Origin of the sequence: Colwellia sp. BRX10-4 (assembly GCF_014077465.1) — a bacterium.
GTDB lineage: Bacteria > Pseudomonadota > Gammaproteobacteria > Enterobacterales > Alteromonadaceae > Colwellia_A.
The window spans coordinates 13,031-35,558 of the sequence record NZ_JACGVZ010000001.1 but is presented as its reverse complement, the minus strand read 5'-3'; the positions used below and the strand labels follow the sequence as shown (position 1 = coordinate 35,558).

Sequence of the window (22,528 nt, the reverse complement as noted above, 5' to 3'; positions counted from 1 at the left end):
AGCAAAATAACAACACTGATAATATGCAGCTAAGCCATTCATTATATTGAGCGATAAAAAAAGCACCTAAAAAGGTGCTTTAATCAATCGTATCTTTTATCTTAATTTCAGACTAACTCGCTTTAATGCGTGTAATATTCGCACCAAGTGCTTGTAGTTTATCTTCAATATTTTGGTAACCGCGGTCAATATGATAAATACGGTCAACTTGTGTTTCTGAGGTCGCCACTAAGCCAGCAATCACTAAACTTGCTGATGCACGTAAGTCTGTTGCCATTACTTGCGCACCGTTAAGTGATTCAACACCACAAGAAATAGCGGTATTGCCTTCGAGACTAATATCAGCTCCCATGCGTTGTAGTTCAGGAACATGCATAAAACGATTTTCAAAAATAGTTTCTGTTGTCGTTGCCATACCTTTTGCAATTACGTTCATTGTCACGAACTGTGCTTGCATATCCGTAGGAAAAGCAGGATGAGGAGCAGTGCGAATATTAACCGCTTTTGGTCGCTGATTCATCGTTAGCTCAATCCAATCATCACCGGAGGTAATTTCTGCGCCAGCTTCTTGTAACTTACTTATAACCGCTTCTAAAGCTTTAGGATCTGTATTTAAACACTTAACCTTGCCTTGAGTAACCGCAGCAGCCACTAAAAAAGTGCCTGTTTCAATACGATCTGGCATAACACGATACTGTGTGCCTGATAACTCGGCAACACCCTCTATGCTCAGTGTATCTGTACCTGCGCCAGAAACTTTAGCGCCCATAGCGTTTAAGCACTTAGCTAAATCAACAATTTCTGGTTCGCGGGCAGCATTTTCAATCGTGGTAATACCGTCGGCTAATGCTGCAGCCATCATCAAGTTTTCAGTGCCGGTAACACTTACCGTATCCATAAAAATGGTCGCACCTTTTAAGCGCCCATTATTGCGAGCAATGATATAACCATTTTCAACGTCTATGTCTGCGCCCATTAACTTTAAACCATGAATATGTAAATTCACCGGTCTTGCGCCAATAGCACAACCGCCAGGCAAAGAAACTTCTGCATGACCAAAGCGCGCCAATAACGGACCTAAAACTAATATAGACGCGCGCATAGTTTTAACTAACTCGTAAGATGCACGACAATGAGCTATGGTACTTGCATCAATAACTAATTCATTATCACCAGACCAATGAGCTTTAGCACCTAATTGACTTAGCAATTTAATCGTCGTTTCAATATCATTTAACTTAGGAACGTTACTAAATGTAATCGGTGTCTTAGAGAGAAGTGCTGACATTAATATCGGTAAAGCGGCGTTCTTTGCGCCCGAGATGGTTACTTCACCCTTTAGGGCCGTACCACCTGTTATTTTAAATGCATCCAATAGAATATTCTTATTTGGTTATGAAAATTTAAAGCGGAAGATTAAACATTTTTTCACGTTGCCACACTGACGTTGTGAAAGTTTTAATCGATACCGCATGAATTGCACCCGCTTTAATAGTCTCTGCTAAAGGTGCATATATTGCTTGTTGCTTCTTTACACGGCTTAATTCACCAAGAAAGTCTGCAACCGCAATCACTTTGCATTGTGATCCATCAAATGCAACATGTAACTCATCAAGTTCTAGGGCATCATTAAGTAATTTTTCTATATCTGAAACTTCCACATTTATCTCCGGTTACTGATTAAGGGTACTATCAGTTTTTGGTAAGAACATATCAACACAACTTAACTGAGCTAATTTAATTAAATCTTTTGGTAAATTATCAAAAGTTAATTGGCAGTCAGTCTTATTACTTAATTCTAGCATGGCAAGTAACCAAGCTAAACAAGCCGTGTCGACTTTTGAAACATTCGACAAATCAAAGATTAATACCCCTGATTTAATCAAAGCTTTTGATTTTTTTTCAAATGAATTATCAATAGTTAATAAGGTTAATTCACCACTAAAAACAACTCTGGAATCTTTTTCAATAAAACTAATTTTCTTCACTTCAATTCCTAATCATCACAGAAATAGCCTATTAACGCTACTTAAAAACGATTTTTTGATCGCTTTTTTCTTTTAACATTTCAGTAACGTATGGCAAACCTTTTTGACGTATTAAGCCGCTAAGTTCTACTTCTTTACTATCAAGTAAACTAACACCTTCGGCGACCATATCGTAAGCTTTCCATTCATTGGTTGTAGTATTTCTTCTGACACGAAATGAAATATCAATAGGGGGTCTACCTGGGTCTAAAACCGAGGTTCTAACAGCAACAACCTTAGCGTCATCAAAGTCTCTTTCTGGTTCAAATTCAACTTCTTGTTGCTTATACAAAGTAAAGACTTGTGCATATGAGGTAACTAAATACTCTCTAAAAACATCAACAAAATCAGCTCTGCTTTGCGAAGTTGTTTGTTCAAAGTTTTTAAAACCGATAACTTTCAATGCTGCATATCGGTAATTAATGTAAGGCATCAACTCTTCACGAACGATATCTTTCAATATTTCAGGGTTCTTACGAATCTCTGGTTGTTCGTCAGAAAAACGTTTAAACGTTACTTTCGCTACCGTTTCGATCATCGCGTACGGATTTTTACTATCAACCGCTTTTGCTGTTGCACTAATACTCACCATTAATGCTAAAGCAATTATTACTGTAAATAATTTTTTCATTATATTTCTACTCTCCATTGGTAAACCAGCTAGTCACTTCCTTGACTAAATAAAAATTGTCCTATTAATTCTTCTAGTACTAATGCTGGTTTAGTATCTTCAATGAAGTCACCTGGAACTAGCGTGCCTACCGATTCATCAACAAAACCAGGTCGTAAGCCAACATATTGCTCACCCAGCAAACCTGCGGTTAAAATAGAGACCGACGTTGCTTCTGAAAAATTAATATACTGTGTATAAATATCTAAAGTGACTACCGGCGTATAATCTTTTGCGTCGATGGTAATATGACTAACACGACCGACAACAACACCACCCACTTTTATCGCTGAACGAACTTTTAGACCGCCAATGTTATCAAACTTAGCATAAAGTTGATATGTCTCACTATTACCGGAAATACCGCTATCAGCAACTTTCAGCGCAAGCATAAGCAACGCAGCAATACCTATTGCTGCAAATAAACCTACCATTAACTCAATTTTTTTCGACACCATGTCTTCCACCAAACCTAAAATAAAAATTATTATAAATAATTAACTAACAGCAAACATTAATTCGCAAACATTAATGCTGTTAATACAAAATCTAACCCTAAAACCAATAATGATGATTGTACAACTGTTGAAGTTGTCGCTCGACTAATACCTTCTGATGTTGGTACACAATCGTAACCTTTATAAACAGCTATCCAAGTGACAACAAATGCAAAAACAACCGATTTTATCACCCCATTAAGAATATCTTTTTGAAAATCAACTTGAGCCTGCATCACTGACCAGAATGTGCCACTGTCTACGCCTAACCATTCAACACCAACAAGATGACCACCTAATATTCCTACGGCAGAAAAAATAGCGGCTAGCAAAGGTAAACTAATAAACCCTGCCCAGAATCTTGGCGCAATCACACGACGTAACGGATCAATTGCCATCATCTCTAAACTTGATAATTGTTCTGTTGCTTTCATTAAACCAATTTCGGCGGTTAATGCAGAACCTGCACGTCCTGCAAATAATAATGCCGCAACCACAGGGCCTAATTCACGGAGTAAAGAGAGTGCGACCATAGGTCCTAAGCTGCCTTCAGCACCATAGCCCACTAAAATAGTATAGCCCTGTAGCGAGATAACCATGCCAATAAATAAACCGGATACCACCACTATCATCAGTGAAAGTACGCCAACAGAATATAACTGCTGCACCAATAGAGGGAAGCCTTTACGTACATTCGGCACATGAAGCAATGCAGAAAGTAATAAAACTATTGCTCGCCCTAATCCCGTAATCGTGGCAATAATGTTATGCCCTAAACTTTGTAAACTATTCATTATTTAGGCTCCTTACCCATTAATTCATCTTGATAAGGGGCGCTAGGAAAATGAAATGGTACGGGACCATCAGCCTCACCTTGAATAAATTGTTGCACCAGTGGTGATGTTTGCTTACTTATCTCTGACGGTGTGCCATGACCAATAATTTTCTTTTCAGCAATAATATAAATGTAATCGGCAATACTCATTACTTCTGTAACGTCATGTGAGACCACAACTGAGGTTAAACCTAATGCTTCATTTAAATCTTTTATTAAACGAACAATAACACCCATTGAAATAGGGTCTTGTCCCGCAAAAGGCTCATCATACAAAATAAGTTCAGGGTCTAAGGCGATAGCGCGGGCAAGGGCAACTCTTCGTGCCATGCCACCAGAAAGTTCGCCAGGTGCTAAATTTCGTGCACCGCGTAAACCAACGACCTCAAGTTTCATTAATACCATTTTTTCAATTAACGATTCTGACAAGGTACTGTGTTCGCGCATCGGAAAAGCAATATTGTCGTAAACACTCATATCGGTAAATAACGCGCCACTTTGAAACAACATGCTCATACGTTTACGCGCTTCATAAAGTGCACTGCGTGATAATGTTGGAATATTTTGTCCGTCAAAAAGTATTTTACCTGAATTTGGTCTGAGTTGACCGCCAATTAAACGTAATAAGGTGGTTTTACCAATACCACTTGGCCCCATTATCGCGGTAACTTTTCCTTTAGGGATCGACAGACTAATATCATCATAGATCACTCGTTCATCACGTTTAAACGTAAGGTTCTGGATATCGACCAAGTTTTCAGGCATAAGATTTATATAACGTCACTGGTTGTTATTATTAAAGTCAGGTGAATTTTACCTGAGCAATCAAAAAACGTCATTAAAATTGCGTTAAAAATGTAAATAAAAATCGTAAGAAAGCGTGTAAAAACGTAATAAAGTGTAAGATTTTACTCTCAGAAGATATATTTTTGCTTTAACGAAATTTTTACTTTGGCTATTTTTTAACAATGGCATGTAAAAAAACCGCCTTTTGGGCACTTTTTTACCAAGATCTGATTATTTCTCTTTGTTTTTGCTTCGCAACCAGCGACAATTTACGCTCTTAATATAGGAGCCCTTAATGTTATTACAGATTCTAATTTTACTTGTTTCACTTGTTACTCTGGTATGGAGTGCTGATAAATTTGTTTTTGGTGCCTCATCATTAGCAAGAAATTTTGGTATCTCACCGATGATTATTGGTTTAACTATTGTTGCCATGGGTTCATCTGCTCCAGAAATGATGATTGCAGCGACAGCATCTTTAGACGGTAACAATAATACAGCTATCGGTAACGCAATCGGTTCAAACATTACTAACATTGCTTTGGTACTCGGTATAACAGCATTATTTCAACCTTTAAACGTTTCCTCATCAACGGTAAGACGAGAAATTCCATTAATTTTAATTGTTACCGCCCTAGCCTATTGGATGCTTTCTGACGATTACTTTGGCTTTAACGAAGGCTTATCACTGATGATCGGCTTTTTTGTTTATATATTTGCGTTACTTTTTATCACCATAAGAGCCTCTAAAACTCGGCCAATTGATGATCCATTGATCATTGAAGCAGAACAAGAAGTGCCAGACGCGGTTAGCAAACCTAAATCTTTACTTTGGCTAGTCGTTGGTATTATTTTCTTACCTATGAGTGCTAGCTACCTGGTCGATTCATCCGTTTTTATTGCTAAAGCATTTGGCATCAGTGACTTAGTGATTGGTTTGACCGTTATTGCCGTTGGCACAAGCTTGCCAGAACTTGCGGCAAGTATTATGAGTATTATCAAGAAAGAAGATGATTTAGCGCTAGGGAGTATTATTGGCTCTAATATCTTTAATATTTTGGCCGTACTCTCGCTCGCTGGCTTAATTGCACCGGGCGAAGTAGATTCAGATGCCGCAGCACGTGACGCTCCTTACATGCTTGGCGTTACCGTATTATTATTTATACTGTGTTTTACTCGTCGTGCCGGAAAGTTTTGCATTGGCCGCTTAAAAGGTTTGTTATTAATAGGCGCTTTTATCGCTTATCAAGCGCTACTTTTTAGTCAAATAAAGCAATAACAAACACTATAATAGCAATTTACAAAATAAAAACGGGCTAATAATGAACGATTTTAAACAACTAGCGTTAGACGTTATTCACATAGAACAACAGGCTATTGCAGAGTTAGCCCAGTACATTGATGAGAACTTTGAATATGCCTGTCAGTTAATGTTTAACTGTAAAGGTAGGGTTATTATTGCTGGCATGGGCAAGTCAGGCCATATCGGTGGCAAGATTGCTGCAACGCTGGCGAGCACTGGTACACCTTCTTTTTTTGTTCACCCTGGTGAAGCAAGTCACGGTGATTTAGGTATGATTACCGGTGATGACGTCGTGTTAACTATTTCGCACTCGGGCGAAACCAGTGAAGTGTTAGCAATAGTGCCAGTCATAAAACGTATTGGCGCTAAACTTATTGCGATGACGGGGAATCCAGCCTCAACCTTAGCAAAACTAGGCGATACCCATGTCTGTGTTGCTGTTTCACAAGAGGCTTGTCCACTAGGATTAGCGCCAACATCAAGTACCACAGCAACCCTAGTAATGGGTGATGCACTCGCTGTTGCCTTATTAAATGCTCGCGGCTTTACCGCTGACGACTTCGCACTCTCTCATCCCGGTGGTAGTTTAGGAAAACGCCTATTACTTCGTCTTAGCGATATAATGCATAGTGGTGAGCGCTTACCAACTGTAAATGCTAATGCTAAAATTAAGGATGCGTTGGTTGAAGTATCGTTAAAAGGTTTGGGGATGACGGCGGTAGTCGACGAGAGTGGTCAATTACAAGGCTTATTCACTGACGGAGATTTACGTCGTATTCTTGATGAACGTATTGATATACATCTCGATACTATTGCATCAGTGATGACAAAAAATCCCACTGTAGCTCATCAAGATATGCTAGCCGCCGAAGGCTTAAAGATCATGGAAGACAAAAAAATTAATGGTTTAATTATTGTTAATGACAATAATATACCTATTGGCGCAATGAATATGCACGACTTACTAAAATCAGGTCTTATCTAATATGCAAACACTCTATGGCGAAATTACTGACACAGCATTCAATACCATGAAAACAATAAAGCTACTGATATGTGATATTGATGGCGTTTTTTCTGATGGCCGTATTTATTTGGGTAACGATGGTGAAGAATTAAAAGCTTTTCACACTAAAGATGGCTACGGCATAAAAGCATTAGGCGCCAGCGGTGTCGATGTAGCGGTGATCACCGGGAGAACATCAAATATTGTCGCAACACGTATGTCAGCCTTAAATGTTAAATATATAGTGCAAGGTGAAGAAAATAAATTACCCGCCTTGAAAACGATGGCTAAGCAATTAAAGTTATCCCTCGAGGAAATTGCTTATATTGGTGATGATATGCCTGATTATGAGTGTATCAAAGCCGTAGGCTTGGGTATTGCTGTTCAAGATGCCCACCCAAGTATTTTATCTATCGCAAATTACACCACTTTTAACCATGGCGGTTTTGGTGCTGTTCGAGAAATATGCGATTTAATCATGCTTAGCCAAAACACCTTAGCAAATGCTTCGGGTGCGAGTATATGAATCGACTTTATAGTTTAACTTTGTTGTTTTTTCTAATTGCGGGAGGCGTTTACGGTATAATTGAATGGAGAAATTCCTCAGCACCACAGTTACAAGCGATTGATAAGACGCTGACCCCTGATTTTATTGCCGAAAATTTACACAGTAATGTTTATAAACATCAAGGAAGTTTAGCTTATGTTGTTGATGCCCATCGTATGGAACATTACCCTGAGTTAAGTATTACCAACTTTGAGTTTCCTCAATACACACTTCATCCAAAAAATGATGCGCCCGCATGGAAAATATCTGCCAATGAAGGCATATTATACAATAACAACCGGGTGAAATTAGAAAAGCATGTCCGCCTGTTAGCAACAGATCCCGATAGCTTATTACAAGAAGTTCAAGGAAAATACTTTGAACTTGATCTAAAAACTAACATCATAAGTTCAGAACAAGAAATTAAAATTATCGGTAAAGGATTTACCATCGATGGTAAAGGTTTAATTGTCGACTTAAACACCAACCAAATGACACTAACTAAACATGTGAAATCAATTTATGAAATTGTTAAAAAATAGCCTACTGTGCTTATTGTTATCAACTCCGCTATTTTCGTCAGCTTTCGCTGAAAAATTTGATATAAAACAAAAGATTGAAATTAACGCTTCAAGACAAGCCGTTGATCTTAAAAATAAAATATTCAGCTATATTGATAACGTGGTGATCACTCAAGGTTCATTAGTTATACGTGCTGATTTAGTACAAGTGCTGACTCAATCAGGCAGTGAAGAAAAAACCTACATCGCTAAAGGGAAGCCAGCAACCTTTAAACAAACCTTAGCCGATGGCACTCCACTTAGCTTACAAGCCGACGAAATAAGATATGAGCCTGCAAATAATTTAGTGATCATTTCAGGAAATGCGCTATTACAGCAAGAAGGCAGTGAAGTTAGTGGCAGTAGAATTACTTACAATATTGCCACTCAGTATGTTAATGCTGAAAGTAAATCTAACGAACGCACTAAAACGATTTTTCAGCCAAAAGAAAAAATTAAAGCGACAACCACAGACGCGAAAACTCAGGAAAAAATTAATTTATGAGCACTAGCACCCTAATGGCAAAAGGCCTTGCCAAAGCCTATAAAGGCAGAAAAGTGGTTAAAAATGTCAGTATGCAAGTTTCAGCAGGACAAATAGTCGGTTTACTGGGCCCAAATGGTGCCGGAAAAACAACTTCTTTTTATATGATCGTTGGTTTGGTTGAAAGTGATAGTGGCGATATTATTTTAAATGACGAAAACCTGACGTTAGCGCCTATGCATGAGCGTGCTAGAAAAGGCATCGGATATTTACCACAAGAAGCCTCTATTTTTCGAAAACTCAGTGTTTACGATAATATTATGGCTATTTTACAAACACGAAAAGAATTATCAGATGCTGAACGTGAAGAAAAATTAGAACATCTTGTTGAAGAATTCAACATAGGTCATATCAAAGATAATTTAGGCATGAGCTTATCGGGTGGTGAACGCCGCCGAGTAGAAATTGCCCGCGCTTTAGCTGCTGAACCAAAATTTATTTTATTAGATGAACCTTTTGCTGGTGTTGACCCAATTTCAGTAGGTGATATTAAAAAAATTATTCTACACTTAAAAGAACGTGGCATTGGTGTGTTGATCACTGATCACAATGTACGTGAAACTCTCGATGTATGTGAACATGCGTATATTGTTAGTCATGGTGAACTTATTGCAGAAGGTACTGCAGATCAAATTCTTGCAAATCAACATGTAAGAGATGTATACCTTGGTGAACAATTCACGCTATAGTAGTCAGTAAGTGAATAATATCTTCGTATGAAAAAAACGAAAATATCCCATTAAAAATAATAGGAAGTTAATGACCTAAATGCGCCCTACTCTACAACTCCGCATAGGACAACAATTAACCATGACGCCACAATTGCAGCAAGCAATCAAATTGCTGCAACTGTCTACGTTAGAGCTTCAACAAGAAATTCAAGAAGCCTTAGAAAGCAATCCATTATTAGAAATGGATGAGTCTTCAAATAATCCCGAAGATAAAAGTACTGACAACCTTGAAGAAGCTCACACTGCCGGTACTGGTGATGTTAAAGAAGCCCCGGCTTCTGATGGTAGCGAAGACGCTACGCCTACCATTGATGAAATCACCACTACTGAAGCCATGGACAAAAACGATATCCCTGAAGAATTAAACATGGATACCACTTGGGATGATAACTACACAGCTGGTGCAGCAAGTTCAAGTTCAGGCCCCTCTTCAGAAGATTATACTTACCAAGGCGAGACCCAAGACTCTATTCAAGATCATTTGCGCTGGCAAATGGAATTAAGCCCTTTTACCGAAACAGACCGCACTATAGCGACAGCAATTATTGATGCGGTTGATGACGCCGGTTACTTAACGGTATCTAGTGAAGACATTTTAGAAAGTGTTGCCATTGAAGGAGTAGAGCTTGATGAAATAGAGGTGGTACTAAAACGTATTAACCTCTTTGATCCTGTCGGCGTCGCTGCTCGTTCAATTTCAGAATGTTTAATCATTCAACTTAATCAATTTGACCCAGCTACACCTTGGCTAGCAGAAAGTAAGTTAGTTTTGCGTGACCATATTAATCTGCTGGGTAGCCGAGACTATCGTACATTAATGCGTAAAACTCGACTGAAAGAAGACCAACTGCGCGAAGTGGTACGTCTTATTCAATCACTTGACCCTAGACCCGGCGATAGTGTGATGAAGAGTGACGACCAGTACGTTATTCCTGATGTGTCTGTTGAAAAGAAAAATGGCCGTTGGGTGGTCGAATTAAACCCTGATACTGCGCCAAAACTTTCGGTGAATCAGCAATATGCTTCGATGTCACGTTCGATGAAGTCGACAGCGGACACACAATTTATTCGCTCAAATTTACAAGAAGCTAAATGGTTTATTAAAAGCTTAGAAAGCCGTAATGATACTTTATTAAAAGTGTCAAACTGTATTGTGCAACGTCAAATTGGCTTTTTTGAACATGGTAATGAAGCCATGCGTCCAATGGTTTTAAATGATATTGCCGAAGCTGTCGATATGCATGAATCAACCATTTCACGAGTGACAACACAAAAGTACATGCATACGCCACGTGGAATTTTCGAACTGAAGTTTTTCTTCTCAAGCCATGTTGGCACCGAAAGCGGTGGCGAATGCTCATCAACAGCTATTCGTGCACTAATCAAAAAATTTGTTGCCGCCGAAATCCCAGCAAAACCACTTAGTGATAGTAAAATGGCTGATTTATTAGCCGACCAAGGGATAAATGTAGCTCGACGTACCATAGCAAAATATCGAGAGTCACTTTCTATTCCACCTTCTAACCAACGAAAAAGTTTACTTTAACGAAAAGATGAGGAATTAAGCTTATGCAAATTAATCTTTCTGGCCACCATGTTGACATTACCGAAGCTTTACGAGAAAACGTCACGACTAAGATGACAAAATTAAGCCGACATTTTGATCATATCAATAATGTACATGTTGTTCTCACCGTTGAAAAATCAAATCAAATTGCTGAAGCGACTGTTCACGTTAGTGGCTCTGATTTACATGCAAAAGCTGAAAATGCTGACATGTATGCCTCTATTGATAGTCTTGTTGTTAAGCTTGACCGGCAAATATTAAAGTACAAAGGTAAAACGAATCAGCATTAATGCTGTTTATCGCCTGTTCACTCACCAAAGAATCTAAGTAGTATAATGAAGTTGCAAGATATCCTTACCCTTGATTGCACCCTGTGTGCAATTAAGGGTACAAGCAAAAAAAAACTCCTTGAAATAATTAGCACAACTGCGGCAAAAAAATTCGACAATATTGATACTCATCAATTATTCGAAAGCTTAATGGCGCGTGAAAAAGTTGGATCTACCGGTATAGGAAATGGCATTGCGATTCCTCATGGTCGATTAACTAACACGTCACAAGTTATTGCTGTATTGCTGACCAGTGAACAAGCCGTTGAATTTGATGCGATAGACAACCGTGCTGTCGATATTATTATTGCGTTATTTGTACCCGAAGAAAACTGCCAACAACATTTAGATACCTTACAAAGTATTGCGCAAATATTTAGTACTAAACAATTCGCAAAGCAAATAAGAAAATGCAAAGATTCGCAAGAGCTTTTTACTATAATAAAGCATGCTCAACGTTAATAAAATCTAATAATAACCCAGGAAAACTCAAATGAAACTCTTGATAGTCAGTGGTCGCTCAGGGTCAGGTAAAAGTGTCGCCTTACGTGTACTCGAAGATTTAGGCTACTACTGTGTCGATAATATTCCGGTAAATTTATTGCCTGCATTAGCACATACCGTTATTAATGATTACGACAAAGTAGCGGTTAGTTTAGATGTACGTAACTTACCCAATGACCCTAATGATGTTTCAGAGATATTAGATTATCTGCCAAAAACGGTAAAACTCGATATCCTGTATTTAGATGCCGATGACTCTGATCTTATTCGACGTTTTAGTGAAACGCGTCGTTTGCATCCTTTAATTAAACAAAATATTCCACTCGACCAAGCCATCTCTTTAGAGAAAAAGCTGCTTGAGCCTATTTCGACGCGTGCGGGTTTGTATATTAATACCAGCCAGTTATCACCTCATCAATTATCTGATTTAGTGCGTGAGCGAATTTTGGGCAAAACCTCGGCATCTATGGTGGTGGTGTTTGAATCTTTTGGCTTTAAACACGGTGTACCACAAGACGCAGATTATGTTTTTGATGCACGTTTTCTACCTAACCCTTTTTGGGAAACAGACTTAAAAGGTTTTACTGGTTTAGATCAACCCGTGCGAGACTTTCTTGCTAGCCAACCGATTGTCACTAAATTTATCTGGCAAATTAACAGTTTTATGATGACGTGGTTACCCCACTTAGAAAGAAACAATCGCAGCTATATTACTATCGCTATTGGTTGTACAGGTGGAAAACACCGTTCAGTTTATATTGCGGAAATATTAGCAAACAATCTCAGAAAAGAACGCGAAGATGTTCAATCTCATCATCGCGACATTAAAATACAAAGCACTTAATAACGGTCACTGTATGCCAAAATATAATAAATCATTAACCATTAGCAATAAACTGGGATTACACGCACGTGCTGCCACTAAACTTGCCCAGTTAAGCCAAAAGCTTAATGCTAACGTTACTATTTGCTTAGAGGGCAAAGAAGCTGATGCCAGCAGTATTATGGGGTTAATGTTACTGGCCGGTGGCTTTGGGAAAACCGTAGAGGTTATTACCCAAGGAGAAGATGCTCAACAAGCACTTAACGATGTATGCCAGTTATTTTCTGATAAATTTGATGAAGACGAATGATAAAAAGACTGAATAAAAAATAAAGTTACGTTATCATTCATTATAATACCTTATCCAGCGCATCTTGACTAAGATATAGACAATATAATTTTCGTATTACTGCGGCACAGGAAAACTTTATGCCGGAAATATCAGAGCAACAACAAAATCATCAACGCCTGCAACAAGTCAATGAAGCACTTGGTAGCGGTATGTTTGTGCACGTTCGAAAATTACTACAGAACATGCCAGCCTATGATATTGCTTTAATATTAGAGTCATCTCACTCGAAAAGTCGTGCCGTTTTATGGCAACTTATCGACGCAGATAATCACGGTGAAGTACTTGAAGAACTCAATGAGGAAGTTCGAAAAGGTATTTTAAAAACTATCCGCCCTGAAAAATTAGCCGCCGTTGCTGAAGGTATGGATGTTGATGATTTAGCTGAAGTTTTACGTACTCTACCCGATAGTGTTTATCAAGAAGTATTAAGTGCTATGGATTCGCAAGACCGAGGTCGAGTCGAAGCCGCGTTGTCATTTGAAGAAGATACCGCTGGCGGTATCATGAACACTGATACCATAACAATTCGTCCCGATGTAACGGTTGATGTGGTATTGCGCTATTTACGCTTACGAGGTGATTTACCTGAAGCGACCGATTCTTTTTATGTGGTCGATGGTAAAAATCACTTTATTGGCGCCGTTTCTCTAGCGGCGATAATTACCGCCAAACCTGAAATTATCGTCTCAACACTCATTGATAAAGATATTGAAGCAATTCAAGTGCATTTGTCTGATAGTGACGTAGCACAACTCTTTGAAAAATTTGATTGGTTCTCTGCACCAGTGATTGATGATGAAGGTCGTTTGCTTGGTCGTATCACGATAGACGATGTTATCGATATTATTCGTGAAGATGCCGAACATTCGATGATGAGTATGGCGGGTTTAGATGGGGAAGCTGATACCTTTGCTCCGGTTTTAAAAAGCACACAACAACGCTCTATTTGGCTTGGCGTTAATCTCATTACCGCACTACTGGCTGTTGCTGTATCGAGTATGTTCGAAGGTGTTTTAAGCCAACTGGCTATTTTAGCTATTTTAAATTCTTTAGTGCCTAGTATGGGTGGTGTTGCCGGTAACCAAACCTTAACACTGGTTGTTCGCGCCATTGCACTAGGCCATGTTGGCGACTCGAATGCGAGAATACTCATTCAAAAAGAACTTGCTGTTGGTTTTCTGAATGGCGTTATCTGGGCGGTATTAATTGCCGGTGTTGTGGCTATTTGGCAACAAAATTTAATGCTTGGTGGCGTAATAGCCTTTGCAATGTTAATGAATTTAACCGCTGCTGGTATCGCTGGTGTCGCTATCCCGCTGTTTTTAAAACGAATGAATATTGACCCTGCTCTCGCTGGTAGTGTGATATTAACAACGATTACCGATGTGGTTGGAATATTCGCTTTCTTAGGAACTGCAACTTTATTCCTAACCTAACCTCACCTAAACTAGATATGGGCTTATTGAGATCTTGATAGCTTTTCAAGATCTCATTGTTGGTCTGCTGGTTTTAGTAATCAAATGTACCTTGTTAAAATAGCAGGGTGTGATTAATTACCGCCAACCTGCATCTCTTCAATTAACAATGAACCCGTTAAAATACTGCCTCGTAAATCAACATCACTACCGACTGCTACTAAGCCTTTAAAGATATCAGATAAATTACCTGCAATGGTAACTTCTGATACCGGGTAAGCAATTTCGCCGTTTTCAACCCAGAAACCGGCAGCGCCACGTGAATAATCGCCATTGACTACATTAACGCCTTGTCCCATTAATTCAGTGACAAGAAAGCCAGTACCAAGTTTTTTCAACATGGCATTAAAATCACCACCATTGGCAGAACCTTTGGCGTTAATTTTCCAATTATGAATACCACCGGCATGACCAGTAGATTTAAGCCCTAGTTTACGTGCTGAGTAACTGGTTAATAGATAGGTCTCTAAACAACCATCGACAATAATTTCACGGTCAACCGTTTTTATGCCTTCACTGTCGAAAGCACTACTCGCCAAGCCCTTTAAAATATGAGGGCGTTCACTGATGTTTAAAAAGTCAGGAAAAACTTGTTTACCAATAGCGTCCATTAAAAAAGATGATTTACGGTATAAATTACCACCGCTGATCGCCGCAATAAAATGTCCAAAAATTGAATTAGCAATATCGGCACGAAACATCACCGGTACTTTTCCTGTCGGTAATTTTTGAGCATTTAATCTCGATAGCGCTTCTTTTGATGCTTGCACACCAATAGCAACGCCATTATCCATTAAGTCAAAATCACGATTAACGGTGTAAGCATAATCTCTTTGCATATCATCACCTTCAGAGGCGATCATTACACAGCTTAAACTATGGCGAGAGCTCGGATAGCCAACAATTTGCCCATTGGTATTACCATACACTTTATAGCCTTCAAAGCTATCAAGTGAGGCACCATCTGAGTTAGTAATACGAGGGTCATACGCTAGCGCACTGTCTTCACATTCTTTGGCGAGTTGAATAGCTTGGTCTGTTGTTAAAACTTTTGGGTGATATAAGTCTAAATCAGCAGGCGACATTTCAAGCATGTCCTTGTCTGCTAATCCTGAACAGTCGTCAACAGAGGTATACTTTGCAATATTAACCGCCGCTTGTACTGTTTGCTTTAAAGCCGCTTCTGATAAATCTGCGGTTGAAGCACTCCCTTTACGACCTTGCTGGTAAACAGTAATACCCAATGCACCGTCATTAGTAAACTCAACCGTTTCCACTTCACCAAACCGCGTACCAACACTTAACCCTTGTTGGCGGCTTATAGAAGCTTCAGCTGCATCTGCTCCTAGCGATTTTGCTAAGTCGAGTACTTGTGCTACACGTTGCTCAACGTCTCTTAATTGTTCGTTCATCGATTGTTTAGCGTTCATCGTTTCAGTCATAATTTATTGTTTTCTTCTATAAATGCAGGAAATTGGAGAATATGCGCTGTATACCATAAGCACTTACGAGTATAATAGCGATAATTATCACTTTAATAACGAATATTATGCCCGACTCTGCTAACGATATCGATGAATTAGATGAAGAATTAAAAAGTAAATCAGAAGTAAAGCGCGAAATGATCCAGTTACAAATCTTTGGACAGTCGCTTATTGATTTATCTAAGCATCAGCGCAGTAAAATTCCTTTTACTGAGGAGATTAAGGACGCCTTAATTTTAGCTGATAAAATTAAAAACAAACATGAAGCATTACGTCGCCATGTTCGCCACTTGGCAAGAATATTATCAGAATCTGATTTAGAGCCAATTAAACATGCTCTTGATGTTATGGCAAATAAGCATCAACAAGAAACAGCTAAGTTTGTTAAACTTGAAAAGATGCGCGATGACGCTATTGATGAAGGTAATGACTTTGTAGAAGCTTTACTGAACGAGCATGAGTCGATGGAAAGACAAAAGCTACGTCAATTAGTACGACAAGCGGCAAAAGAGAAAAAAGCAGAAAAGCTTGGCAAGTATTACAAAGAGCTATTTGATTATCTAAAACTTCATACCAGACAGATAAACTAGTCGTTTATCTATAAAAAAACCTGCATCAGCAGGTTTTTTTAATACTAAATTTTATTCATTGCTAAATTATAATAAACCTAAATAGCCAAAATGCACTGGCTACTTATTAAAACGCTTATTGAAAATAGCGCAGTAGATAATCGTTAAAAGTGCTTATTTACTTGCACGCGATACGTATTCACCTGTACGCGTATCCACTTTAACTGTCTCACCAATTTGAATAAATAGCGGTACACGAATAACCGCACCGGTATGTAACGTTGCTGGTTTTCCACCCGTACCGGCAGTATCACCTTTTAATCCTGGATCTGTTTCTGTAACATCTAGATCAACAAAATTAGGGGTTGTTACTGTGATAGGTGAACCATTCCATAAAGTAATGGTACAAAGATCGCCTTCTTTTAACCATTTAATACAATCTACAACTGCTTTTTCATCAGCGGCAATTTGCTCAAAGGTATCATTATTCATAAAATGCCAGAATTCACCGTCAGCATACAAGTAAGCTAGCTCGGTTTCCATTACATCAGCGCCTTCGCAAGACTCGCCTGATTTAAAGGTTTTTTCTAAGACTTTATTAGAAATAAGTTTACGAATTTTTACCCGGCTAAAGGCTTGGCCTTTACCTGGTTTTACTAATTCGTTTTCTAAAATGTTACATGGTTCGCCGTCAATCATTAATTTAAGGCCAGCCTTAAATTGGTTTGTACTAAAATTAGCCATATGAATGTTCTCTTATACTCAAACAAATAACGCAGAGATTTAAATTGAAATTACAAATGCCGCAGATAATACCCCAAATAAGCGAACAATTGCACATTTCTTGGCAAAAAGAGTTAAGTAATGTCGTTACAGATCCGAAAAAGCTTTTAGATATGCTAGAAATTGACAGCCAAGATTATCTGCAACACTTTTCCGCACGTAAGTTATTTCCGGTCCGTGTACCTCGACCTTTTATTACAAGAATGAAAAAAGGCGACTTTAACGATCCGCTGCTTAAACAGGTTATGCCACTCTCTGATGAGTTTGTTATCTCTGATGGCTATTCAATGGATCCACTAGAAGAACACGACACGGTTGCCGAAGGTTTATTGCATAAATATAAGCACCGAGTATTGATGATAATAAAGTCAGGTTGTGCGGTTAATTGCCGTTATTGTTTTCGTCGCCACTTTCCTTATGATGAAAACAGTCCCAATAAAGTTCGCTGGCAGCCAGCACTCAAATATATTGCCGATCATCCTGAAATTAATGAAGTGATTTTTAGTGGTGGCGATCCTTTAATGGCAAGTGATGATCATCTACAGTGGCTTATTGAACAACTTGAGCCGATTAAACATTTGACACGCTTGCGTATTCATACGCGTTTACCCATTGTTATCCCACAACGCATAACAACATCATTAGTGAACATTTTGTCTGAAAGTCGATTAAAGGCAACCATGGTTTTACATATTAATCACCCTAATGAAATCGATGATGAAGTAAAGCAAGCACTCGAAAAACTACGTGTGGCAAGAATTCCTTTGTTTAATCAAAGCGTATTATTAAAAGGAGTGAATGATGATGCCAAACTCTTATGTCAACTCAGTGAAACTTTATTTGATAGTGGTATTCAACCTTATTACTTACATATGTTTGATCCCGTACAAGGGGTTGCTCACTTTGATATTTGTGAAGAGGAGGCAAAAATAATTGTCCAAAAAATGATGGCGATATTACCTGGCTTTTTAATGCCAAAATTAGTACGAGAAATTGCGGGAGAAGCTAACAAAACGCCCATCAATTTGGCATAATAGCAATATATCAAAACAATCGTCAATATAGAGACACTATGAGCGCAACTGTTAGTAAACAACTCGTTGATAATATTTCAATTATTTTAAAAAAATCGCTAGCCGCTGATGCGACTTTAGCTGATTTAAGAAAAAACAAGCAAGCAAGCTTTGAGGCAATATTTAAAGCAGACGCTGGTTTCAAATGTTCGGCAAATACTTTTCAGCCTTATGTTGAAGAAGTCGCGAACGATTTAATTTTTTGGCAAAAAACATCAGATCAACAAACGTTAATAGATACGGTAAAGAAAATAGAAAAGCTTTTTACCGTTTTAGCGAACTTTGAAAACAGTGCAACGGTTACTCATTAACGGTACAGATTAAAAGTAAAAATAAAAAGGCCATCTTTATTGCACTATAAAGATGGCCTTTTGCTTTCTCTAACGTTAAAAAATGGAACGCTTATTTTTCAACATAATCTGCAAAAGTATTTTTAAACCAATCATCAAGCAATTTTTTTTCATAACTTAATGCATTATTTCTATATTTTAAGCGTCCGCCCATCATAAAACTCATATCTTTTAAATTAACATTATCGCTAAGTATTATGACTTTCTCAGCATTTATTAATGTAAATGATAGTTTTATTCTTGGAAAATAAAGGTCTTTAATCACTCTGATTTGATGTAGACCACTGGCGAGAACATCACCGGCTAAATCAATGTCTGTTACGTCTATATTAAGTATTTGAGATGCAGGTAATGCATTGGCAAGTTTTGATAAATGTTTTTCAAATTCGTTAAACATATTTTCTCGAAAGCGTTTTCGACCTTCGGTTCCTGAATCAATATCTCGGTATTTATCAGGCTCTGTCCAAGTGATGTTCACCTTAGCAGCTTGTACTGTAGGAATCGTAAAGATCATGCTGCTTAGTATTAAAGCAGTCAATAAAGTGAATAGTGGTTTAATCATCATATATCCTTAACCATAAAGTTTATTAATGCCGAGTGACTTTTTATATTTACCCTGAATAAAAACGGCACTAAAATTATCTTAACCATAGTTACACAAGTTACTTAACTTTACTGCTTTAATCGTTGTTGTAAAAAATCTACAACCCTTTTATGACGCATTTTTACCGCTGAAATATTGAGGTGACAAATATCGGCTATTTCTTGAAATTCCAAACCTGTGCGGTAGCGTAGTAGCATAATATTACGATCAGCAAAGGACAGGTTAACCATTAATAATGAAAGTGCTGTGCCAAAATCTTCGTGGCTATTGTCATCATCGATTATATTTTCAAGATATTCATCATTGTGTTCGATAGTATCCCAACGGCGATCTCTTATCTTATTGATACATTCGTTATGGGCAATTTTAAATAGCCATGCTTTAAAAGATACCGCCCACTTAAAATTTTTTAAGTGGGCGAGTACCTTTATAATTGTTTCTTGTACGACGTCTTCGGCATCAGGCTGATGCTTAAGTAACTTTACACAGTATCCTTTTAAAATAGGTAAATAAGGTGTAATTAGTTGCTGAAAAAGACGCGTATCATAAGGCAGGCTTGCTTGCACTAGGGCAACAAGCTCGCGTTCATTAAACGTAGTCAAACTGTAAAATAAGCCTCAACTATTGCTTAATAACTTTATTAGCTAATAAGAAAGTATTCGGTATCGTCGTTAGCGACTCATCGGCTGCCATCACTTTACTCGCAACACTGCCAATAACAGCTAAGGTGCCCTTAATGTCTGTTACTTCAATAACGTCACCTATTTGGTACATCTCTCGAAGATAAACGCCAGCAACAATTTCTTGGGCCATAGCTTTAGTGCCGATACCTAAAGAAATAGCCGCCGCTAAACCGACACTGCCAATAAGTACTGTCATGATGTTATTTAGCAGAGAAACATCTATGTCTAATTGCGTAATAGATAAAGAAACAGTAATAACGATAATAATACCGCGGCATACTTCGGCAACGGAACGGCCATAGTCAACACCCGTATTCTTAGCGGCTATTTTTACACCATTAAAAACAATTTGCGCAACAAAGAAGCCACAAATGAAGACCGCGAGTGAAGCAAGTAATTTAGGTAAAAACAACACCAAAGTGTCGATTAAGCCGGAAAGTACGTTTAAACCTAAAATATCTAGAGCCGCTAATAAAAAGATAAGTAAGAAGAATGTCGAAATAAGACTAGCAACAACTTGGCTACCCGTTAAAGTAACATCCATTTTTTTCAGCAGTGAATCTAGCCCCAGTTTATTTAAAAACGTATCAAAACCAATTTTAATTAATGATTTATTAAGAAAGTTTTTAATGAGTGTTGAAATAATCCAACCGACAAGTAGAAATAAAATAGCAACAATTAAATCAGGTAAAAAAGTAACCACTTTATGCCAAACAGTTATTAAGCCAGAGTAAGCTTTGTCGGTGATGTTTTCAGTATCCATTATCTATTCTCATTATTAGTTATGCTATTGCTTGTTATCTTTGGGCAAGGTGCCATCTGTTTAAATATCGGTTTTAAAACTTTCATAAATAGGCTAATAAAAACAACCCAAAGTGAAGCTAAGCCCAATGCAACAAGATCTTTTGTACCTTGCTGATTATTTGCTGTTAATGTTGCACGCTTAAAAAGCTCATCATCTGATGTACTAAAAACAACATCTGCATCACAGCTTAATTCTTTCGCTAAACTCTTTTCTATGTCTTTCATCTCATCCTCGAGCAATAGTTTTATCGCTTTATTCTTTAACGATTGAGCCATTAAAAAGTCACATTAAATCTGTATGTTTTTTATTCTTATTTTTATCTATACACATTAACTTTTTTAAATCGGGTGCATTTTACGCTAAACAATTTTGAGTTTTAACGTTAATTTAGTAAAATTAAGAAAAACTTGTGACTTTTTAGTTCCTTATCCGTTATAGAGCCAGAAATTACATCGCATTACCTGAAACTTAATAAGGATTTATCCATGAAAACTTTTAACATGACTCTGATAGCTGCATTAATAAGCTCTCCACTAGCTGCAGAAACTATTGATAAAGCATGGGAGCTTGGTGTGTTTAGCGACTACATCAAGTCAGATACAAACAAAGAACACAATACTGACTGGCAACAAATTGAATCGGGCAAAAGCCTTGGTATTGATTTACAAAAAATTATTAATGAGCGCTGGGATATTCGTTTAGAATTAGCTAAAACACGTTACGACATTGAAAATGGTAATGATAAAGATTACGGAACACGTGCCGGTATCGATGCAATTTATAAAGTTGAAGATAGCAGTTTCTACCTTTTCACTGGTGTAAAGCGCTTTAATAATGTTAGAAGTTATAATGCGGCTAATGTAGGTGCTGGTTATAACCTTCAAATTAATGATCGTTTCTCTCTATACAGCGAAGCTGCTGTTTATCGCGATCTTGATTACGGTCAAACAGATCAAGGTATTAAATTAGGTGTAAAATATACTTTTAGCGATGTTAAAAAATCACCTGTTGTTAACAAAGCTGTTGTTAACAAACCTGTTATGGAAACAATGAAGTCAACAACGCCAGTCGTTAAAAAAGTGATGATGGCTGATACTGACAGCGATGGTGTTAGTGATAACAATGACCGTTGTGCTAATACACCGGCAAATGTAAAAGTTGATTCACAAGGCTGTACGTTATATTCAGAAAAATCAGTCGAAATTAAGTTAAATGTTATCTTTGAAAATAACAGTTCACTTGTTAAGCCAGCAATGATTGATGATGTTCAGCGTTTAGCTGATTTCATGAAAGAATACCAAAACACAAGTGTTGTTATTGAAGGACACAGTTCAGCTACAGGTAGTGAAAAATATAACCTAATGCTTTCGCAAAAACGTGCTGATACCATTAAAAACTTATTAATTAATAAGTTTTCTATCGATGCTAGTCGTTTATCTGCAAAAGGCTTTGGTGAAACACAGTTGATTGCTCAAGGAACTTCGCTTGCAGACAATAGTGTGAACCGCAGAGTTGTAGCGAAAATAGAAACTGTTGTTAAAAAAGTGATTACAAAATAAGACTAAACAGCTTAACCCAAAGGGAAGCCATTTTAGCTTCCCTTTTTTATTACTCTCAATAA

General features: G+C 37.8%; 29 protein-coding genes. 16 read left to right on the top strand and 13 right to left on the bottom strand.

The features are described 5' to 3' along the window. Positions 1-112 precede the first annotated feature (112 nt). Genes murA through mlaF form a run of 7 tightly spaced genes read right to left on the bottom strand, consistent with a single transcriptional unit; the run spans position 113 to position 4,794 of the window. Complete coding sequence (gene murA / locus H4J67_RS00205; protein ID WP_182176366.1) at positions 113-1,375, bottom strand: UDP-N-acetylglucosamine 1-carboxyvinyltransferase; 1,263 nt, start codon at positions 1,373-1,375, stop codon at positions 113-115. Positions 1,376-1,403: 28 nt separating this feature from the next. Beyond that, positions 1,404-1,661, bottom strand: a complete 258-nt coding sequence (locus tag H4J67_RS00200; RefSeq protein WP_070374871.1) for a BolA family protein — start codon at positions 1,659-1,661, stop codon at positions 1,404-1,406. 12 nt (positions 1,662-1,673) lie between these two features. Next, the gene (locus tag H4J67_RS00195) at positions 1,674-1,988 is read right to left on the bottom strand and encodes a lipid asymmetry maintenance protein MlaB (RefSeq protein WP_182176367.1); all 315 of its coding nucleotides are present in this window, start codon (positions 1,986-1,988) and stop codon (positions 1,674-1,676) included. A gap of 37 nt (positions 1,989-2,025) precedes the next feature. Continuing rightward, the gene (locus tag H4J67_RS00190; protein ID WP_182176368.1) at positions 2,026-2,658 is read right to left on the bottom strand and encodes an ABC transporter substrate-binding protein; all 633 of its coding nucleotides are present in this window, start codon (positions 2,656-2,658) and stop codon (positions 2,026-2,028) included. A 29-nt stretch (positions 2,659-2,687) separates the two neighbouring features. After that, positions 2,688-3,155: an outer membrane lipid asymmetry maintenance protein MlaD gene (gene mlaD, locus H4J67_RS00185; RefSeq protein ID WP_070374874.1), complete on the bottom strand. Its 468-nt coding sequence runs from the start codon at positions 3,153-3,155 to the stop codon at positions 2,688-2,690. A gap of 56 nt (positions 3,156-3,211) precedes the next feature. Next, entirely contained in the window at positions 3,212-3,988 is a 777-nt protein-coding gene (gene mlaE / locus H4J67_RS00180) for a lipid asymmetry maintenance ABC transporter permease subunit MlaE (RefSeq protein ID WP_220471601.1), read from the bottom strand. Beyond that, a complete protein-coding gene (gene mlaF, locus H4J67_RS00175) occupies positions 3,988-4,794 on the bottom strand; it encodes a phospholipid ABC transporter ATP-binding protein MlaF (protein WP_182202505.1) in 807 nt (268 codons plus the stop codon). Before mlaF ends, mlaE begins: the two co-directional genes overlap by 1 nt. Positions 4,795-5,110: 316 nt before the next feature. Between mlaF and H4J67_RS00170 the strand changes: the two genes are divergently transcribed. The 12 genes from H4J67_RS00170 (at position 5,111) to mgtE (ending at position 14,517) form a co-directional block, all read left to right on the top strand. Beyond that, a complete protein-coding gene (locus H4J67_RS00170) occupies positions 5,111-6,094 on the top strand; it encodes a calcium/sodium antiporter (RefSeq protein ID WP_182176370.1) in 984 nt (327 codons plus the stop codon). Between the two features lie 43 nt (positions 6,095-6,137). After that, a complete protein-coding gene (locus H4J67_RS00165) occupies positions 6,138-7,103 on the top strand; it encodes a KpsF/GutQ family sugar-phosphate isomerase (RefSeq protein ID WP_182176371.1) in 966 nt (321 codons plus the stop codon). 1 nt (position 7,104) lies between these two features. After that, positions 7,105-7,650 (top strand): 3-deoxy-manno-octulosonate-8-phosphatase KdsC, encoded by a 546-nt coding sequence (gene kdsC / locus H4J67_RS00160; protein WP_182176372.1) that lies wholly within the window; start codon positions 7,105-7,107, stop codon positions 7,648-7,650. Next, positions 7,647-8,213, top strand: coding sequence for an LPS export ABC transporter periplasmic protein LptC (gene lptC, locus H4J67_RS00155; protein WP_182176373.1), 567 nt, complete (start codon positions 7,647-7,649; stop codon positions 8,211-8,213). The genes kdsC and lptC overlap by 4 nt, the downstream gene beginning before the upstream one ends. Then, positions 8,194-8,736, top strand: a complete 543-nt coding sequence (gene lptA, locus H4J67_RS00150) for a lipopolysaccharide transport periplasmic protein LptA (protein WP_070374881.1) — start codon at positions 8,194-8,196, stop codon at positions 8,734-8,736. The genes lptC and lptA overlap by 20 nt, the downstream gene beginning before the upstream one ends. Further along, complete coding sequence (gene lptB / locus H4J67_RS00145) at positions 8,733-9,464, top strand: LPS export ABC transporter ATP-binding protein (RefSeq protein WP_070374882.1); 732 nt, start codon at positions 8,733-8,735, stop codon at positions 9,462-9,464. The genes lptA and lptB overlap by 4 nt, the downstream gene beginning before the upstream one ends. Before the next feature lie 79 nt (positions 9,465-9,543). Further along, entirely contained in the window at positions 9,544-11,052 is a 1,509-nt protein-coding gene (locus tag H4J67_RS00140) for an RNA polymerase factor sigma-54 (RefSeq protein WP_182176375.1), read from the top strand. Positions 11,053-11,075: 23 nt separating this feature from the next. Next, entirely contained in the window at positions 11,076-11,363 is a 288-nt protein-coding gene (hpf, locus tag H4J67_RS00135) for a ribosome hibernation-promoting factor, HPF/YfiA family (RefSeq protein ID WP_182176376.1), read from the top strand. A gap of 45 nt (positions 11,364-11,408) precedes the next feature. Continuing rightward, positions 11,409-11,864 carry a PTS IIA-like nitrogen regulatory protein PtsN gene (ptsN, locus tag H4J67_RS00130; RefSeq protein WP_182176377.1) on the top strand — a complete coding sequence of 152 codons (456 nt, stop codon included), beginning with the start codon at positions 11,409-11,411 and terminating at the stop codon, positions 11,862-11,864. A 31-nt stretch (positions 11,865-11,895) separates the two neighbouring features. Continuing rightward, positions 11,896-12,750: an RNase adapter RapZ gene (rapZ, locus tag H4J67_RS00125; protein WP_182176378.1), complete on the top strand. Its 855-nt coding sequence runs from the start codon at positions 11,896-11,898 to the stop codon at positions 12,748-12,750. A gap of 13 nt (positions 12,751-12,763) precedes the next feature. After that, positions 12,764-13,039, top strand: a complete 276-nt coding sequence (locus tag H4J67_RS00120) for an HPr family phosphocarrier protein (RefSeq protein WP_070374887.1) — start codon at positions 12,764-12,766, stop codon at positions 13,037-13,039. Positions 13,040-13,158: 119 nt separating this feature from the next. Further along, a complete protein-coding gene (gene mgtE, locus H4J67_RS00115) occupies positions 13,159-14,517 on the top strand; it encodes a magnesium transporter (RefSeq protein ID WP_070374888.1) in 1,359 nt (452 codons plus the stop codon). 113 nt (positions 14,518-14,630) lie between these two features. Here the strand turns inward: mgtE and pmbA are convergent, their stop codons facing one another. Beyond that, positions 14,631-15,998: a metalloprotease PmbA gene (gene pmbA / locus H4J67_RS00110; RefSeq protein ID WP_404842765.1), complete on the bottom strand. Its 1,368-nt coding sequence runs from the start codon at positions 15,996-15,998 to the stop codon at positions 14,631-14,633. Between the two features lie 107 nt (positions 15,999-16,105). Here pmbA and yjgA point away from each other — a divergent pair, with 107 nt between their 5' ends. Beyond that, on the top strand, positions 16,106-16,630 hold the full coding sequence (gene yjgA / locus H4J67_RS00105) for a ribosome biogenesis factor YjgA (RefSeq protein WP_182176379.1): 525 nt from the start codon (positions 16,106-16,108) through the stop codon (positions 16,628-16,630). A 153-nt stretch (positions 16,631-16,783) separates the two neighbouring features. On the opposite strand, the gene efp is transcribed toward yjgA, so the two are convergent. Beyond that, positions 16,784-17,353 carry an elongation factor P gene (gene efp, locus H4J67_RS00100; RefSeq protein ID WP_070374890.1) on the bottom strand — a complete coding sequence of 190 codons (570 nt, stop codon included), beginning with the start codon at positions 17,351-17,353 and terminating at the stop codon, positions 16,784-16,786. 56 nt (positions 17,354-17,409) lie between these two features. Here efp and epmB point away from each other — a divergent pair, with 56 nt between their 5' ends. Continuing rightward, a complete protein-coding gene (gene epmB, locus H4J67_RS00095; RefSeq protein ID WP_182176380.1) occupies positions 17,410-18,426 on the top strand; it encodes an EF-P beta-lysylation protein EpmB in 1,017 nt (338 codons plus the stop codon). A 38-nt stretch (positions 18,427-18,464) separates the two neighbouring features. Next, a complete protein-coding gene (locus H4J67_RS00090; RefSeq protein ID WP_070374891.1) occupies positions 18,465-18,776 on the top strand; it encodes a hypothetical protein in 312 nt (103 codons plus the stop codon). A gap of 91 nt (positions 18,777-18,867) precedes the next feature. Here H4J67_RS00090 and H4J67_RS00085 read toward each other — a convergent pair whose 3' ends face one another. The 4 genes from H4J67_RS00085 to H4J67_RS00070 all read right to left on the bottom strand — a co-directional run bounded on the left by H4J67_RS00085 (position 18,868) and on the right by H4J67_RS00070 (position 21,131). Continuing rightward, entirely contained in the window at positions 18,868-19,377 is a 510-nt protein-coding gene (locus H4J67_RS00085; protein WP_182202503.1) for a DUF3016 domain-containing protein, read from the bottom strand. Positions 19,378-19,487: 110 nt separating this feature from the next. Next, the gene (sigX, locus tag H4J67_RS00080) at positions 19,488-20,021 is read right to left on the bottom strand and encodes an RNA polymerase sigma factor SigX (RefSeq protein ID WP_182176383.1); all 534 of its coding nucleotides are present in this window, start codon (positions 20,019-20,021) and stop codon (positions 19,488-19,490) included. 19 nt (positions 20,022-20,040) lie between these two features. After that, positions 20,041-20,865, bottom strand: coding sequence for a mechanosensitive ion channel family protein (locus tag H4J67_RS00075; protein ID WP_182202501.1), 825 nt, complete (start codon positions 20,863-20,865; stop codon positions 20,041-20,043). Next, positions 20,865-21,131 (bottom strand): hypothetical protein, encoded by a 267-nt coding sequence (locus H4J67_RS00070; RefSeq protein ID WP_182202499.1) that lies wholly within the window; start codon positions 21,129-21,131, stop codon positions 20,865-20,867. Before H4J67_RS00070 ends, H4J67_RS00075 begins: the two co-directional genes overlap by 1 nt. 261 nt (positions 21,132-21,392) lie before the next feature. On the opposite strand from H4J67_RS00070, the gene H4J67_RS00065 reads away from it, so the two are divergent. Continuing rightward, complete coding sequence (locus H4J67_RS00065; RefSeq protein ID WP_182202497.1) at positions 21,393-22,466, top strand: OmpA family protein; 1,074 nt, start codon at positions 21,393-21,395, stop codon at positions 22,464-22,466. Positions 22,467-22,528: the final 62 nt, after the last annotated feature.